This window comes from Mesorhizobium sp. 8, assembly GCF_006351905.1.
Lineage (GTDB): Bacteria > Pseudomonadota > Alphaproteobacteria > Rhizobiales > Rhizobiaceae > Mesorhizobium > Mesorhizobium composti.
Window position 1 is genome coordinate 2184791 of sequence record NZ_CP040914.1, and the last position, 15262, is coordinate 2200052.

At 66.3% G+C, this 15262-nt stretch carries 15 protein-coding genes; 6 read left to right on the forward strand and 9 right to left on the reverse strand.

From position 1 onward, the window contains the following. Genes FGU64_RS10580 through FGU64_RS10605 form a run of 7 tightly spaced genes read right to left on the reverse strand, consistent with a single transcriptional unit; the run spans nt 1 to nt 7111 of the window. Nucleotides 1-960, reverse strand: coding sequence for an ABC transporter ATP-binding protein (locus tag FGU64_RS10580; protein ID WP_139953263.1), 960 nt, complete (start codon nt 958-960; stop codon nt 1-3). Beyond that, nucleotides 957-1928 (reverse strand): ABC transporter permease, encoded by a 972-nt coding sequence (locus tag FGU64_RS10585; protein ID WP_139953264.1) that lies wholly within the window; start codon nt 1926-1928, stop codon nt 957-959. The genes FGU64_RS10580 and FGU64_RS10585 overlap by 4 nt, the downstream gene beginning before the upstream one ends. Then, complete coding sequence (locus tag FGU64_RS10590; RefSeq protein WP_136359671.1) at nt 1928-2944, reverse strand: ABC transporter permease; 1017 nt, start codon at nt 2942-2944, stop codon at nt 1928-1930. Before FGU64_RS10590 ends, FGU64_RS10585 begins: the two co-directional genes overlap by 1 nt. Before the next feature lie 22 nt (nt 2945-2966). Continuing rightward, the gene (locus FGU64_RS23530) at nt 2967-3926 is read right to left on the reverse strand and encodes an ABC transporter substrate-binding protein (protein WP_246671291.1); all 960 of its coding nucleotides are present in this window, start codon (nt 3924-3926) and stop codon (nt 2967-2969) included. Further along, nucleotides 3866-4627: an ABC transporter substrate-binding protein gene (locus FGU64_RS23535; protein ID WP_246671292.1), complete on the reverse strand. Its 762-nt coding sequence runs from the start codon at nt 4625-4627 to the stop codon at nt 3866-3868. Before FGU64_RS23535 ends, FGU64_RS23530 begins: the two co-directional genes overlap by 61 nt. A gap of 13 nt (nt 4628-4640) precedes the next feature. Beyond that, nucleotides 4641-5543: a proline iminopeptidase-family hydrolase gene (locus tag FGU64_RS10600; protein ID WP_139953265.1), complete on the reverse strand. Its 903-nt coding sequence runs from the start codon at nt 5541-5543 to the stop codon at nt 4641-4643. Between the two features lie 50 nt (nt 5544-5593). After that, entirely contained in the window at nt 5594-7111 is a 1518-nt protein-coding gene (locus FGU64_RS10605; RefSeq protein ID WP_139953266.1) for a leucyl aminopeptidase, read from the reverse strand. Between the two features lie 94 nt (nt 7112-7205). Here FGU64_RS10605 and FGU64_RS10610 point away from each other — a divergent pair, with 94 nt between their 5' ends. Both FGU64_RS10610 and FGU64_RS10615 read left to right on the forward strand, forming a co-directional pair. Beyond that, complete coding sequence (locus tag FGU64_RS10610) at nt 7206-8177, forward strand: LysR substrate-binding domain-containing protein (protein ID WP_246671293.1); 972 nt, start codon at nt 7206-7208, stop codon at nt 8175-8177. Nucleotides 8178-8285: 108 nt separating this feature from the next. After that, a complete protein-coding gene (locus tag FGU64_RS10615) occupies nt 8286-9461 on the forward strand; it encodes an MFS transporter (RefSeq protein ID WP_139953267.1) in 1176 nt (391 codons plus the stop codon). 141 nt (nt 9462-9602) lie between these two features. On the opposite strand, the gene FGU64_RS10620 is transcribed toward FGU64_RS10615, so the two are convergent. Continuing rightward, a complete protein-coding gene (locus tag FGU64_RS10620) occupies nt 9603-10820 on the reverse strand; it encodes an FAD-dependent oxidoreductase (protein WP_139953268.1) in 1218 nt (405 codons plus the stop codon). 30 nt (nt 10821-10850) lie between these two features. Next, complete coding sequence (locus FGU64_RS10625; RefSeq protein ID WP_139953269.1) at nt 10851-11615, reverse strand: aldolase/citrate lyase family protein; 765 nt, start codon at nt 11613-11615, stop codon at nt 10851-10853. Nucleotides 11616-11784: 169 nt separating this feature from the next. Between FGU64_RS10625 and FGU64_RS10630 the strand changes: the two genes are divergently transcribed. The 4 genes from FGU64_RS10630 to FGU64_RS10645 all read left to right on the forward strand — a co-directional run bounded on the left by FGU64_RS10630 (nt 11785) and on the right by FGU64_RS10645 (nt 15252). After that, nucleotides 11785-12597 carry a shikimate dehydrogenase gene (locus tag FGU64_RS10630; RefSeq protein ID WP_139953270.1) on the forward strand — a complete coding sequence of 271 codons (813 nt, stop codon included), beginning with the start codon at nt 11785-11787 and terminating at the stop codon, nt 12595-12597. Continuing rightward, nucleotides 12590-13405, forward strand: coding sequence for an SDR family oxidoreductase (locus FGU64_RS10635; protein WP_139953271.1), 816 nt, complete (start codon nt 12590-12592; stop codon nt 13403-13405). Before FGU64_RS10630 ends, FGU64_RS10635 begins: the two co-directional genes overlap by 8 nt. Before the next feature lie 67 nt (nt 13406-13472). Next, complete coding sequence (locus tag FGU64_RS10640) at nt 13473-14264, forward strand: FadR/GntR family transcriptional regulator (protein ID WP_139953272.1); 792 nt, start codon at nt 13473-13475, stop codon at nt 14262-14264. A 274-nt stretch (nt 14265-14538) separates the two neighbouring features. After that, nucleotides 14539-15252, forward strand: a complete 714-nt coding sequence (locus tag FGU64_RS10645) for an SDR family oxidoreductase (protein WP_139953273.1) — start codon at nt 14539-14541, stop codon at nt 15250-15252. Nucleotides 15253-15262 lie beyond the last annotated feature (10 nt).

The following is a 15262-nucleotide window of genomic DNA, read 5'->3' on the forward strand; positions in this document are numbered from 1 at the left end:
TCATGGTTGCGCCGTCCGGAAACAGGCGGCCGCGTGGTTGCCGTCGCCGAGGGCCGGCTTGCCGAGATCGCAGGGTTCGTAGCGCACCGGGCAGCGCGGCGCGAAGGCGCATCCCTTCGGCAGCCTCAGCAGCGACGGCGGCGAGCCGGGAATGGCCGGCAGGCGGTGGGGCTTGTCGCCGGTCAGCGGTGGGATGGAGCCGAGCAGCGCCCGCGTATAGGGATGCAGGGAATCGGCGAAAAGATCCTGGCGGCTGCCGCGCTCGACGATGCGTCCGGCATACATGACCATCACCCTGTCGGCGAGTTCGGACACCACGCCCATATCGTGGGTGATGAAGACGACCGCCGAATTGTGGGTCGCCCTGAGCTTGCGCACAAGGTCCAGGATACCGGCCTGCACGGTCACGTCGAGGGCGGTGGTGGGTTCATCCGCGACCAGCAGCGCCGGGTTGCAGGACAGCGCCATGGCGATCACCGCACGCTGGCGCATGCCGCCCGAAAGCTGGTGCGGATAGCGCGACATCGCCTCGTGCGGATTGGGGAAGTTGACCTCCGCCAGCAACTCCTCGACGCGCTTCATGGCCGCGGCCTTGCCGATGCGCTGATGCGCGCGGATCTGCTCGGCGATCTGCCAGCCGATCGTGTAGACCGGCGTCAGCGCTGTCATCGGGTCCTGGAAGATCATGGCGATCTCGTTGCCACGCAGCAGGCGAAGCTCGCTGGCCGGCAGGCCGACCAGCTCCCTGCCCTTGTAGCGGATCGAGCCCTCGATCACCGCGTTGGGATCGGTGATGAGCCCCATCACCGCCAGCAGCGACACGGTCTTGCCCGAGCCGGATTCGCCGACCACGCCGAGGATCTCGCCCTCGGCAAGATCGAAGGAGACGCCGTCGATGGCGCGCACCACGCCGTCGTCGGTGCGGAAGGAGACTTTCAGGTCGCGCACGGAGAGGATCATGACGTCTTCACGCGCGGATCGAGGAGGATATAGACGAAATCGACCACCGCGTTGGCGATGACGACGAACATCGAAGCGTACATGACTGTCGCCATGATCATCGGCAGGTCGAGGCTCTGCAGCGCGTCATAGGTCAGCTTGCCGATGCCCTGCAGGCCGAAGACGACCTCGGTCAAAAGGGCGGAGCCGCCTACCAGCGCGCCGAAGTCCAGTCCGAACAGGGTGACGAAGGCGATCAGAGACGTGCGCAGCGCGTGGCGCAGCAGGATACGGGTTTCCGACAGGCCCTTGGCGCGGGCGGTGCGGATATAGTCCTCCTGCATGGATTCGATGATCGCCGCCCTGAGCACGCGCCCGTATATGCCGATATAGAGGATGGACAACGTAATCCAGGGAATGACCAGCGCGAGGAACCAGCCTTTGGGGTCGTCGGAGAAATTGACGTAGCCGAGCGACGGCACCCAGGAGAACAGCCATGTGTCGTGATAGCGGCTCTGGCTGAACAGGTTCATCACCTCGCCCACCCAGTAGACCGGCATGGAAATGCCGAGCAGGCCGAGCGCCATCAGGAGCTTGTCCAGCCAGCTGTCGCGGGTGGCGGCCGCGACGACGCCGATGAGGATCGAAAACACCACCCACAGCACGGCCGCGCCGAACACCAGCGACAGCGTGACGGGAATGGAGTCCAGCACCGCCGGAACCACCTTCCAGCCGCGATTGACGAAGGAGGTCAGGTCGCCGGTGACGAAGATCTTCTGCATCATCAGCGCATACTGCACGTAGAGCGGCCGGTCGAAGCCGAAGGAATGGCGCACCGCCTCCAGCACCTCGGGCGAAGCGTTACGGCCGGCGATGCGCGCGGCCGGGTCGGCGCCGGGCGTGGCGAAGAAGATCAGGAAGACGATCACCGAAATGCCGAACATCACGAACAGCATCTGGGCGAGACGGCGCAGGATCGGATAGATCATCAGTCCCGCCCCAGCTCGATCTTGGAGCGCGGGTCGAGCGCGTCGCGCAGGCCGTCGCCGAAGACGTTGAGCGCCATGACCGAGACGGCGATGGCGATGCCGGGCGCCAGCGCCACCAGCGGACGCGTGTAGAGCAGCGCCTGCCCGTCCTGGATGATGGTGCCCCAGCTCGCGTCGGGTGGCTGCACGCCGATCGACAGGAACGAAAGCGCCGACTCCGTCAGCATGTTCAGCGCCATCATCAGCGGCACGAAGACGATGAGCGTGGTCGTCACGTTCGGCAGGATGTCGCGCCACAGGATACGCGGTCCAGGCACGCCCAGATTGATGGCCGCAAGCACGAATTCGCTGTTGCGCAGCGACAGCACCTGCCCGCGTATGGGTCGCGCCACATAGGGAACGTAGACGATACCGATGATGATGATGGGCAACCACAGGCTGCCGGACTCGATCGTTATAGGCCCGATGGAAATGCCCTGCGCGATGGTGACGATGGAAAGCGAGATCGCCAGAAGGTAGATCGGGAAGGCCCACAATATGTCGAGCAGCCGCGACAGTACCGTATCGGTGAGGCCGCCGAAGTAGCCGGCGACCAGCCCAGTCGCCGTGCCGAGGAGAAGCGTCAGCACGGTCGCGACGGCGGAGATGAGGAGCGAGTTGAGCCCGCCGTAAAGCAGGCGGGCCATGACGTCGCGGCCCTGGTTGTCGGCGCCGAGGAAGTAGTTGCCGAGCCGCCACGTCGGACCGAGCGGCGTGTAGCCAAGCCCCAGCCCCTCGGTGGACTGCTCCATGACGGGCACGTCCTGCCCGTCGATGGTGATGATCCTGTCGAGCGTCGACACGAACGGATCGACGCCGGCCCAGCGCGCATAGAGCGGCGCGCTGAGGCAAGCGATGACGATCAGGACGAAGACGGCCAGGGCCGCCATGGCGGCCCTGTTTCCCGTCAGCTTCGCAAAAGCGAGGGCCCATGGCCCCCGCGTCTTGCGCGGCACGGCTACGACGTCGCTCGACACCTGGTCCCCCGTCGGCGCAACGTCACTGCACCCAGGCCTGGGTAAAGATCCAGTAGAACTGGGCGTTGAACTTGAAGTTGCCGAGCCGCTTGCTGACGAAGTCGACATGCTTGGGCGTGAACAGCGCCACGGCCGCCGCCTTATCGGTGACTTCCTTGTCGACTTCCGCCCACAGCTTGTTGGCGGCCTCCTGGTCCGTCACGCCGAGGTCCATCGCCTGCTTCATCTTGGCGTCGATAGCCTTGTCGCAGAAGCCGGAAATGTTGACCGAGGCGTCCGAACCCTCGCGGAAGCTATCGCAGCCGAACAGGATGTTGAGGAAGTTCGAGGCGGCCGGATAGTCCTGATACCACTGGCTGACCGACATCTGCACCTTGTTGTTGGTGTTCTGGATGTAGGTGAACTGGATATTGGGGGAGATCGGCTTCACGTCGGCCTGGTAGCCGATGCTGCTGAGCACGCTTTGCAGGTAGACGCCGATCGAACGCGACACGGCGTTGTCCTCGACGATGACGGTGACCTTCTGGCCCTTGGTGCCGGACTCCTCGACCAGTTGCTTGGCCTTGTCGAGGTCGGGTGCGGACCATTTCGCGCCGGGGTCCTTGGTGAACGGACAATAGTCCACATGGCCGGGGAAGTCCGGCGGCAACACCTGGCAGACCGGCGAGGCCAGCACCTTGCCACCGAAGAGGTTGACCAGCGTATTGCGGTCGACCGCGTAGGCGACGGCCTGCCGCGCCTTCTCGTTGTCGAACGGCGCCAGCCGCGTGTTCAGCGGTGCGTACCACCACGCCGTCAGCGGCGAGATATGAACCTGGTCCATATATTTGGTGCCCAGTTCCACCAGCCGGTCGGTCGGCGGCTGGTCGTACATCCAGTCGGCCTCGCCCTTCTGGATCGCCGTCACCGCGGCCTCCTCGGTCAGGCCGAAATCATACTGCACCACGTCGGGATAGCCGTCGGCTGGGCCTCTTCGCTCCATTCGTGGAAGTGCGGGTTGCGCACCATGGTCATGCCCTTGTTCGGGTCGTAGGCCGAGATCGTGTAGGCGCCGGTGCCCGGAATGGGGTTGGAGCCGACGTCCTCCGTCGGCGTGTCGGCCGGCAGGATCACGGCATGCGGCATGGCCAGCTTGTCGATGAACTCGGCATCGGGCTTGACGATGTTGATGGTAATCGTGCCGGCGGCCTCGTCGCCGACCACGCCGCCTTCCAGGGTGCAGCTCTTGGTGTCGGCAAGGCATTTGTCGGCTCCGACGATGCCGGCGTAGAAGGTTCCGGAGGTAGGGCCGGAAACCTTGAAGATGCGCTGGAACGAAGCCACCACGTCCTTGACCGTCACGTCCTGGCCGTTGGAGAACTTGATGCCCTTGCGCAGCTTGAAGGTGAAGGTCTTGCCGTCGTCGCTCACCGCCGGCATGTCCTCGGCGAGGTCCGCGACGATCTTGAAGCCGTCCTTGCCGTCCGCCTTGCGGAAGGCGACGAGGCCGTCATAGAGCGGCTGGAAGATCTGCCAGTACTGCAGCGTGTAGTTGATGTGCGGGTCGAGCGTGCCGGCCGCCGAACGCGCCAGCAGCCGCATCGTGCCGCCCCGGTGTTCCTTCAGATATTCCGCGCTTGCGGGCGCCTGCCATGTGCAAGTCAACAAGGCCGCGGCTGCGGCCGCCAAAAGAAGTTTCTTCATCTCGTTCCCCTTTTCAACGATCGTTCCGGTCGAGGAAGGCACCCACGACCTGCATGCACTTTTCCTTTTCCTCCACATGCGGCATGTGGCTGGAGCTCTCGAAGATTTCCCATTGCGACCCCTTGATGCCGTCCTTGTAGGGCTGCACCGTCGCCGGCGTCGCCTCGTCATGACGGCCGGAGATGATGAGGGTCGGCACATCGACCGCCGGCAGGCGGTCGATGATGCTCCAGCTCTTCAACGTGCCGATGACGAAGAATTCGTTCGGCCCGTTCATGGTGTTGTAGACGGTGGGGTTGCGTGCGACCTGGGCGAAGCTTTCCTCCACCTCGGGCGGGAAAGGCACGACGCGGCAGACATGCCGCTCGTAGAAGGCCATCGTCGCCTGCTGGTATTCGGGGCTGTCGGTGGTGCCGGCCTGCTCGTGCCGGGTAAGCGTTTCCTGGACGTCCGCGGGCAGGCCGGCGCGCAGCCTGTTGGCTTCCTCCACCCACAGCTTCATCGAGGCCGGCGAATTGGCGATGGTCAGCGATCGCAGGCCTTTCGGGTGCGTCACCGCATATTCGGCGCCCAGCATGCCGCCCCAGCTCTGCCCGAGCACATGGAACGCCGGCCGGATGCCGAGATGGTCGACGAGGTTCTCCAGTTCGTCGATGAAAAGCTGCGGCGTCCAGAAATCGGCGCCCCTGTCCGGCAGCAGCGTGGAGTTGCCGCAACCCAGCTGGTCATAGTGGATGACGGCACGGCCCTGCTTTGCCAGCAGCTTGTAGGAATCGACATAGTTATGGGCGACGCCGGGGCCGCCGTGCAGGATGACGATCGGCGTCTTGCCCGTGCCGAGGTCGCCGGAAACCCGGTACCACGTCTCGTAGGCGCCGAACCGGGCGCGCCCCTCCCTACTCGCGATCGAAGTCACCGTTTCCCCTCCCGAACATGCACGCTATACACCCCCGCCCCAAGCGGCAATCATCTGCCTGCCTGACCGCCCGCGCGAACCCACTGTTCCAGCATCTGCACCCCGAAGCCGACACCGCCCTGCCGCGCCAGCGGGCCGTCCGCGGCCGCCAGTTCCTTGCCGGCTATGTCGAGATGCACCCAGGGCCGGTTGTCCGTGAAATGCCGGAGGAATGCAGCCGCATAGGGCGCGTCGCCGTCCTCGAGGTCGCGCGCGTGCTGGCGCAGGTCCGCCAGCGGCGACTGCAATCCCTCGTCATAGGCATGGTCGAGCGGCATGCGCCAGAAGCGCTCGCCGACGGCCTCGCCCGCGGCGATCATGCCGGATGCCATGGCGTCGTCGGTGGCAAACAGGCCGGCGAAAACGCTGCCCAGCCCGCGCATGACCGAATAGGTCAGCGTCGCCAGGTCGACCATGGCGGAAGGCTTGAAGCGCGTGGCCGTGTAGTAAAGCGTATCGGCGAGCAGCATGCGGCCTTCGCAGTCGGTGTCGAACACTTCCACGGTCTGCCCCGACAGGCTGGTGATGACGTCACCGGGCTTGTAGGCCTTGCCGGAAGGCAGGTTCTCGGCGATGCCGAGCACGCCCACGGCATCGACCGCGCTGCCCTGCCTCGCCAGCGCCAGCAGCAGCCCGGCGACGGCGGCAGCACCCGCCATGTCGGCCTTCATCTCGAACATCTGCGGCCCGGTCTTGGTGCAAAGACCGCCGGAATCGAAACAGACGCCCTTGCCGACGAACGCCAGCGGCGCGTCCGCGCCTTTCTTGCCGTTGTAGCGCAGGACGACGATGCGCGGCGGATGCTGGGAAGCGGACCCGACCGCCAGAAGGGCGTTCATGCCCAGCCGTTTCAGCTCCGCCGCGTCGAGCGCCTCGATCTCGATCCCCGCCTCCCGCAGCGGCTCCAGATGATCGACGAAGCTGTCGGGATGCAGGATATTGGAGGGCAGGTTGACCAGCGTGCGGGCGAATTCGACACCGTCGGCGACGGCGTTCATGCGCGCCAGATGCGCGTCGGCGTCCATGTCCCGCGGGCCAACGAAATGAATGGTCCAGCCGGTTTCGGCCGCAGCGCCGGGCCGCTTGTTGCGCAGGTCGAAACGGTATCGCCGCAGGCGCATGCCGAGCGCCAGGCGACCGGCAAGCTCCGTTCCCGCAACGGCCGCACCCTCGATGGCATCGAGGACGACCGCCGCTGCGTCCTCGCCCTTCCTTTCCAGGAAGGCGGCCAGCTCCGCGCCGGCGCGGGTCAGCGACAGCGGCGTCATGGCCTCGGCATCGCCGAGCCCGAGAACGACGACCCGCCGCGCGGCAAGGCCGCCGGGAGACAGGATATCCAGGCATTCGCCGCTCTTGCCGGAGAAGCCCGGCGCCTCGCAGGCGCGCGTCAGCGTTCCGCCCGCCCTGGAATCCAGCGCCTCCGCCTGTCGGCCGAAACCCCGGCGGCCCGCCTTCAGGATCACGACGACAGGCGCGCCGTCGGGAACCTCGGCCACGGTCTGGAAGGCGATCGCCGGAGATTGGGGCATGAAAGGCTTCACCCTGTTCGCTGCTTGAGAATCCGGACCGGATGGCCTGCCGAAGCCACCCAGTCGGCTTTCGATATTCAGAAAAGCGACACGGGTGTTCAAACGTCAATTTCACGTCTTTCAGTTGACAAAAAATCAATCGAAAGATCATGATCCGCCCATGGTTCTGCCTTCACTCAACGGGATGCGGGCCTTTGAAGCTGCCGCCCGCCTCGGCAGCGTCAAGGACGCCGCTGAAGAGCTGCGGCTGACGCCGTCGGCGGTCAGCCGGCATATCAGGTTCCTCGAACGCAGCCTCGGGCAGGACCTGTTCGAACGCAGCTTCCGCCAGATCACCCTGACGGCCACCGGCTCCTATTACGCACACAGCCTCTCGGAAGCCTTCGAGGCGATCAGGCGCGCCACCGAAGACGTCAGTCTGGTGAACGGCGCCGGCAAAAGGCACAAGCGCATCCGCTTCATGTGCGAGCCGACATTCCTGAACCTGTGGCTCGTCGACCGCCTGCCAAGCTTCCGGCGCCTGCATCCGTCGATCGACCTGGAGATTTCCACGTCCGGCAAGCGGTCCGACTTCGATCTGGCCGTGGTCGACGAATTCAACGAGAAGACCAGCCCGGCGCTAAAGCTGATCCTTCCCTTGATGCTGACGCCGGTCTGTTCGCCGGCCCTGCTGAACGGGCCGGAGCCGCTGCGCACGCCGCAGGACCTGCTGCACCATTGCCTGATCCACGAGCGCGAAAGCAGGCGGTGGGAGCGGTGGTTGGGACAGGAAGGGGTCGTCGGCGAGGCCAGCGGAGCCGCCACCGTGCTGCACGACTGCACGCTGATCATGCGCGAGGTGGCGAACGGCACGGGCATCGCGCTCGCCGACACGATCATGGCGCAGGATCTGTTGCAGGAGGGCAGACTGGTCGCGCCGTTCAATGTCTACCACGACTATCCGGCCGGCTATTATCTTCATCAGCGGCCGGGTGTCGGCAGCAAACCGGAGATAACCCAGTTCCTGGACTGGCTTTTCGCGGAAATCGAGCAGCACAAGAAGTCCGTCGCGCCCGCGTTCGGTTGACGATGGCGAACGTTCTCCAGCGGATCGGTTGAAAGAACCGGTCGCCGCCATGCATTCCGGTGCGTGATCTGTTACGGGAAAGGGCACTCCTTTCGCCGAACATGATCCATGAACCGTCGTATCGTCATCACCGCGCTGGGCATAGCGCAGATCCTTTCCTGGGGATGTTCGTATTACCTGCCCGCCGTGCTGGCCAGGCCGATCGCCGCCGATACCGGCTGGCCGTTCACCTGGGTCGTGGCGGGGCTCTCGGCAGGGCTGTTGTGCTCGGGACTGGCCTCGGCGTTCACCGGCAGCCTCATCCAGCGTAACGGCGGCCGGCCGGTGCTGGTCGCGGGTGCGATCCTGCTCGCGTCCGGCCTCGTCGTCATGGGGCTTGCCCCGAACCTGCCCGTCTACTTCCTCGCCTGGATGCTGATGGGCGTAGGCATGTCGGCGAGCCTGTACGACGCCGGCTTCGGAACGCTTGGCCGCCTGTACGGCAAGGACGCCCGTGGCGCGATCACCTCACTCACGCTGTTCGGCGGCTTCGCCAGCACCGTGTGCTGGCCGCTGAGCGCCTTCCTGGTCGAGCATTTCGGCTGGCGCGCCACCTGCTTCACCTATGCCGGCATCCAGCTCGTGATCAGCCTGCCCGCCTTCCTGATGCTCGTGCCGGCCGCTCCGGGCATCGCCGGTTCAGGAATTGCCGGGCCGCCGCCGCCGGGCGACGGGTCGTCGGTGCACCGGCCGACCTTCGTGCTGCTCGCCTGCATAACCGCGCTGGCGGCGATGATCGCCTCGATGCTGTCGGTGCACCTGCTCACCGTCCTGCAGCTTCGCGGCATCGACCTGGCGGTCGCGGTCGGCCTTGGCACGCTGATCGGTCCTTCGCAAGTCGGCGCGCGGGTCGTCGAGATGGTGATCGGCAAGTATCACCATCCGCTATGGACCATGCTCGCATCGGTGCTGCTGTTGGCGGCCGGAACCGGGCTCCTGCTCACCGGCTGGCCGGTCACCGCGCTCGCCCTGATCCTCTATGGCGCGGGAAACGGCGTCCATACGATCGCTCGCGGCGCGCTGCCGCTGGTCCTGTTCGACCCGTACCGCTACGCCTCGATCATGGGGCGGCTCGCCGTGCCGAGCCTGATCATGCAGGCCGTCGCGCCGGCGGTCGGCGCGCTCCTGCTCGACCACGGTGGCAGTTCGACAATGCTCGGCGTGCTGTTCGCCGCCGCCCTGACGGCCCTTCTGCTGGTGCTCTGCCTCGCAAGGGTCCGCTCGCGCGTCGGTGTCAGCCAATAGACTAAGGGTCGGCCCGGTTCCCGAGAACCGCAGGACGGAAGGCCTGGTCACCACCAGCGACGGGTTGCGAACCCTGCCGTCCGCCTTCTCCGGCGCCACTTCGATGCAAAGCTCGATCGGCTCGGCGGGTGAAGGGACAGGTCAGATCACCGCTTCCTCCAGGAACGGCTCTTTGCGCCGGATGCGCTCGTAGCTGAAGGGCGACAGGTCGAGCGTCTGGAAGGAGCCGTGGACGACCAGTTCCGACACGGCGCGCCCCACGGCCGGCGATTGCTGCAGGCCATGCCCCGAAAAGCCGTTGGCGAACATGAAGTTGGTCACCTGCGGGTGGAAGCCGACGATGCCGTTGTGGTCGAGCATGTTGTATTCATAGTGGCCCGTCCAGCAGGTCTGCACCTTCAGCGCGTCGAAGGCCGGGATGCGATGCCACAGCGCCGGCCAGATGTAATCGTCGAACTCCTCGTGGTGCATCTCGAAGTCGTCGTAGTCCGCCGGCCCGTCGCCCTGCGGCGTGTTGCCGGTAAGGAAAAGCTCGCCCTCCGGCCGCACGAAGGTGCCGGAAAGGTCGATGACGTTCGGCATGCGGCCGGGAATGGGCGTGGCGCTGGAAAAGACGAAGCTGTAGCGCTTGTAGGGCGCGACCGGGATCGACAGGCCGGCCATGGCCGCGACCTGCTGCGCCCGCGGTCCGGCGGCGTTCACCAGCGTGCCGCACGAGATCGTCTCGCCGGTCGCCAGCCGCGCCGCCGCGACCCGCCCGTCGGCCATGTCGAGGCCGACCACGGCGTTGTCGATATACTCGACGCCCGAGCCGCGCGCGGCGCGGCGGAAGCCGTTGAGCATGCCCATGGAATCGAACCAGCCCTCCTCGCGCGATCCCCACGAGCCGCCGCCGAGATCGTCCACGTTGAGCCAGGGGAAGCGCTCCTTCAGCGCGCCCGGCTCGAGAAAGACGGTGTGTGCGCCGAGGCTGCGCTGCAACTCGATGCGCGCCTTCGCCGCCTCAACGCCCTCGGGCGAGCAACAATAGAGATAGCCGTGCTCGCGGAAGCCGAGATCGGGCGCCGGCTCGTTCGGGAAGAACGGCGCCATCAGTTCGGGAAAGCGGCGGATCATCTCGATGCCGAACTGGCTGATCTTGACGTTGATCGGGTTGGAATACTGCTGGCGGATGGCGCTGGTCGACAGCGCGGTGGAGGAGAATTCGTAGCTCGAATCGCGCTCGACCACTAGGATCGAGGCGCTGCCGCCGAGCGCCTGGCTGAGCCAGTAGGCGCTCGAGGAGCCGACGACGGCGCCGCCGACGATGACGATGTCATAGGCCGTGCGGGCGGGTGCCTTATAGGGAGGGATGGCCATCAGGATGTTCCCGAGTGAAGCGTTGACGAGTCAGGGCTTGAAGGAAGCGACCAGCGCGTCGGAGCCGCGCGCCAGAAGGCCGAGGTCCGAGCCGACCGCGACCATGGTGAACCCGTCGGCCAGATAACGGTCGGCATCCGCCTTCACCGGGGCGAGGATGCCGCTTGCCTTGCCGGCGGCAGCGGCCGCCTTGCGCACCGAGCAGATAGCTTCCTGCACAGGCGCGGCATTGGGATTGCCCATGGCGTTCATATTGGTCGACAGGTCGCCCGGCCCGACAAACAGCACGTCGACGCCCTCCACCGCGGCGATGTCGGCCGCATTGGCGACGCCGGTCTCGTCCTCGATCTGCACGGCGAGAAGCTGCTGGGCACGCGCATTGGCATGATAGCCGGCGATGCGGCCGAAGGCGTTGGCGCGGTGCCCGACCGAAAAGCCCCGGAATCCGCCCGGCGCATAGGTCATCGCCGCGACGATCGCGCGCGCCTGGCCGGCGGTGCGGACATTCGGGATCATCAGGCTGCGCGCGCCGATGTCCATCGCCTGCTTGATCAGGTTGGGATCGTCGGACGGCAGGCGCACAACCGCTTCGCAGGGAAAGGCCGCCGCCACCTGCAATTGCGCCATGATGCTGCGCAGGTCGTTGGGGCTGTGCTCGCCGTCGATCAGCAGCCAGCCGGCGCCGGACCCCGCGACGATCTCGGTCGTCAGCGCCGAGGCCAGCGAACACCACACACCGATATGCGGGCGCCCGGCCATTACCGCGGCCTTCAGCGGATTGGCGCGTTCCTGCATCGGGTGACCTCCGAAAGAAGATGGATTGAAATTTGTATGATGTCCTATATCATACAAGATTGCGTGACCGCAACGGGATATCGTCGGCGGCACGGCGATATCGGCATTCGACGCCGGGCCGTCTCATGGTGCGGCCGGCGATGAAGGCTCAAGGGAAGGATTTGAAGCGATGCGCGGAAGCGGCAAGGCGGATGTGTTCGTGATGCTGGCTCACCCTGTCGGCCACGCCAAGAGCCCCGGCATGTTCAACGAGCTGTTCGAGCAGAAGGGGCTGGACAGCCTGATGGTGCCGATGAGCTGCAAGCCGGAGGATTTCGACACCTTCTGGACCGGGTTGACGGCTGCGGAGAACGTCCGCGGCGTCATCATCTCGGTGCCCTACAAGGTCGCGGTCTACCACAAATGCGCGGGCGGACATGACCGCGCGGTCCGCGTGCAGAGCGCCAACTCCGTCCGCCGGCTGCCGGACGGCAGGTGGTACGCCGACAATTTCGACGGCGTCGGCTTCATCGATGCGCTCAGGGCCACCGGCTACAGCTTCGAAGGCCGCAAGGCGCTGCAGGTCGGCGCGGGCGGCGCCGGCGCCTCCATCGCCTATTGCCTGGCGGAGGCGGGCGTGGCCGAGATCCGGCTGAACGACGTGGATCGCTCGCGCGCCGAGAACCTTGCCGCGCTTGTCGGCAAGGCGTTTCCGGCCTGCCGCATCGCGGCCGGCGAAGCCGATCCTTCCGGTATGGACATGGCCGTCAACGCCACGCCGGTCGGCATGCATGCGGGCGACCCCTATCCCCTCGACGTGAGCAAGCTGACGCCGGACATGATGGTCGTCGACATTATCATGGAGCCGGCCGAGACGGCGCTGCTCAAGAAAGCGAAGGAGATCGGCTGCCGCGTCCAGCCCGGCCGGCCGATGATGGATTTCCAGATGCGCGGCATGGCCGAATTCTTCGATGTCGAGCGCAAGGATCGCGCCAATGGCTGAGTCCCGCACGGTCGTGGTCATGGGCGGCACGTCCGGCATCGGGCGGGCGATCGCCGAGCGCTTCGCCGCCGATGGCGCCACCGTCGTCGTCGCCGGGCGCGACGGCAGGCGCGGCGAAGCGACCGCGCAGGCCTGCCTGAAGGCCGGCGCGCCGGCAGCCCGCTTCATCGAGACGGACGTCGGCGATGCCGGCTCCGTCCAGGCGCTGGGCAAGGCGGTGGATCAGGATTTCGGCCAGCCGCATGTGGCGGTCAACTCGGCCGGCATCCTGCAAAGCGGCACGCGCGTCCTCGACCAGGCGCTCGACGAGGATGAACGCCTGTGGCGCGTAAACTATCGAGGCACCCTGCTCGGCTGCCAGGTGTTCGGCCGGCTGATGGCGGCGGCTGGACGCGGCGCCATCCTCAATGTCGGCTCGCTCGCTTCTTTCGCGCCGCTGTCGCTGCCCGCCTACACGCCGGGCAAGCACGCGGTTCTGGCGCTGACGCAGATGCTTGCAGCCGAACTCGGCCCGCAGGGCGTGCGGGTCAACGCGGTGGCACCCGGCTACACGCTGTCCGACGGTTTGAAGGCGCGCATAGCCAGGGGCGAGCGCAATCCCGAAGCGATCAAGGCCACCACCGCGCTGCGCCGCTTCGTCGAGCCGCGCGACGTCGCCGAGGCGGCCTTGTTCCTATGTTCGGAAAAAGCCGGCTCGATCACCGGCGTGACCCTGCCGGTCGATGCCGGCTGGCTCGTGCAGGCGCCCTATGCCCACTACCTGCAAGGCAATCCGATCCGCCCGGCGGCCCTGGCCGAGCATCGATAGTGGTTTGAAAGTTCGCGCCGGCCGGGGCATTGTCCGCGCTCCGGCCGAACCGGGTGAAGGGAGACCGATGACGAAGCGAAAACCGCTGTCCACCGTCGTGGCGGAAGGCCTGTCGCAGAAGATCCGCTCGGGCGCGCTTCAGCCCGGCGCCCAGCTGCCGACCGAGGCCGAGCTTTGCGTCGAATACGACGTCAGCCGCACCGTCGTCCGCGAGGCCGTGGCCCGGCTGCGCTCGGAAGGGCTGGTGGTGCCGCAGCAGGGGCGCGGCATGTTCGTCAGCGAGACGCCCGCCGCGCGCAACTTCTCGATACCGGACGAGGCGCTCAAGACCCTGCCGGAAACCATCGCGCTGCTCGAACTCCGACTGAGCGTCGAGGTCGAGGCAGCCGGCCTTTGCGCTGAGCGCCGGACGGACGCGGAAGCCGCAGATATCCGCGCCCTGATGGAGCAGTTCGACGCCAGGCACGAGGACCCGGCCGCGATCGAGATCCACTACGACTACGATTTCCACCTGGCGATCGCCATGGCGACCCGCAACGAATTCATCCACGGCTTCCTCGCCTATCTGCGGCCGATGATCGTGCCGCGCTACCAGCTCGGCTACGTCGTCGCGCCGTCCGGCAAGGAGGCCTACTACGCGCGCATCCACAAGGAGCACCGGGCCATCGTCGACGCCATCGAGAAGCGCGACGGCGACGCCGCGCGCCGCGCCATGCGCCGGCACCTCCACAACAGCCTGGAGCGCGTGCGCTCGCTGGCGGCGGCGTCGGGAATCGCGGCGACGGACGCCGAACAGAAAGCGGCGGCGGCCGCGCTCTTCACGGAGCTGAAACACGCGCCGCCTGCCGGCAGGCCCTGATCCCGGCTCGCCGAAAGCCAAGCCGGGCGACACGAATGCGAAAGCCTTGGTTTTGACGCCCCTGGTCACCGCTTGAGAACAGGCGGCGCCGACAGCACACCGAATTCAGCCTCAAGTCCATGGTTTTCATGACTTCGCGGCCTACGCGGCTCAAGGAGATTTTCCAGCGTCATGTCGGATTGGAAAGTTTATCTTTCCTTTTTGCGGGTTTTCTTGGTTTTGCGCAATCGGTGGAGGCCGCACATTGCCTTCCCGCAGCATCGGGGGAACGACCGTGACGACAGCCCTCATAACAGGCGCCACCAGCGGCATCGGCCGCGCCATGGCGGTCGCGTTGAGCGAGGCGGGCTACGACGTCTACGCCATGGGACGCAACGAGGCCGCGCTGAAACGGCTGCAGGGCGAACATCCGCGCATCGTCCCCGTCGCCATGGACGTCACCGACCGCGACGGGCTGGAAGCCCTGCTGGCCGACCTCGCCGTCGACGTCCTCATCAACAATGCTGGCATGATGCCGCCGCTCGGCAATTTCGCCGACATGAAGATCGCGGACATCGACACCACGCTGGAAGTCAATCTCAGCGCCGCCATCCTGCTCACCCGGCTGGTCGTTCCCAGGATGCGCGAGCGCCGCTCCGGCCACATCGTCTTCACCGGCTCCTCGGCCGCCCACGCCGCGTTCCCGAACGTCGCGGTCTATTCCGCGACCAAGGCGGCCATCGCAGGCTTCGCCGCCGCGCTGCGGGCAGACCTGTCGCCATACGGCATCCGCGTCACCGAACTTGTTCCCGGCCGCGTCGAGACGCAGCTCTACAGCACCATTCTCGATACCGAGGCGCGGGCCGCCATGTACGCCGGCAACGTCGCCGTGCAACCTGAGGACGTGGCCAAAATGGTGGTCGCCCTTCTTGCCCTGCCGGCTTCCGCCGACGTCACCCGTCTCGACATCATGCCGACCCGCCCGACCGCTCAAAGCGGCAGCAAATAGGAGAACACCG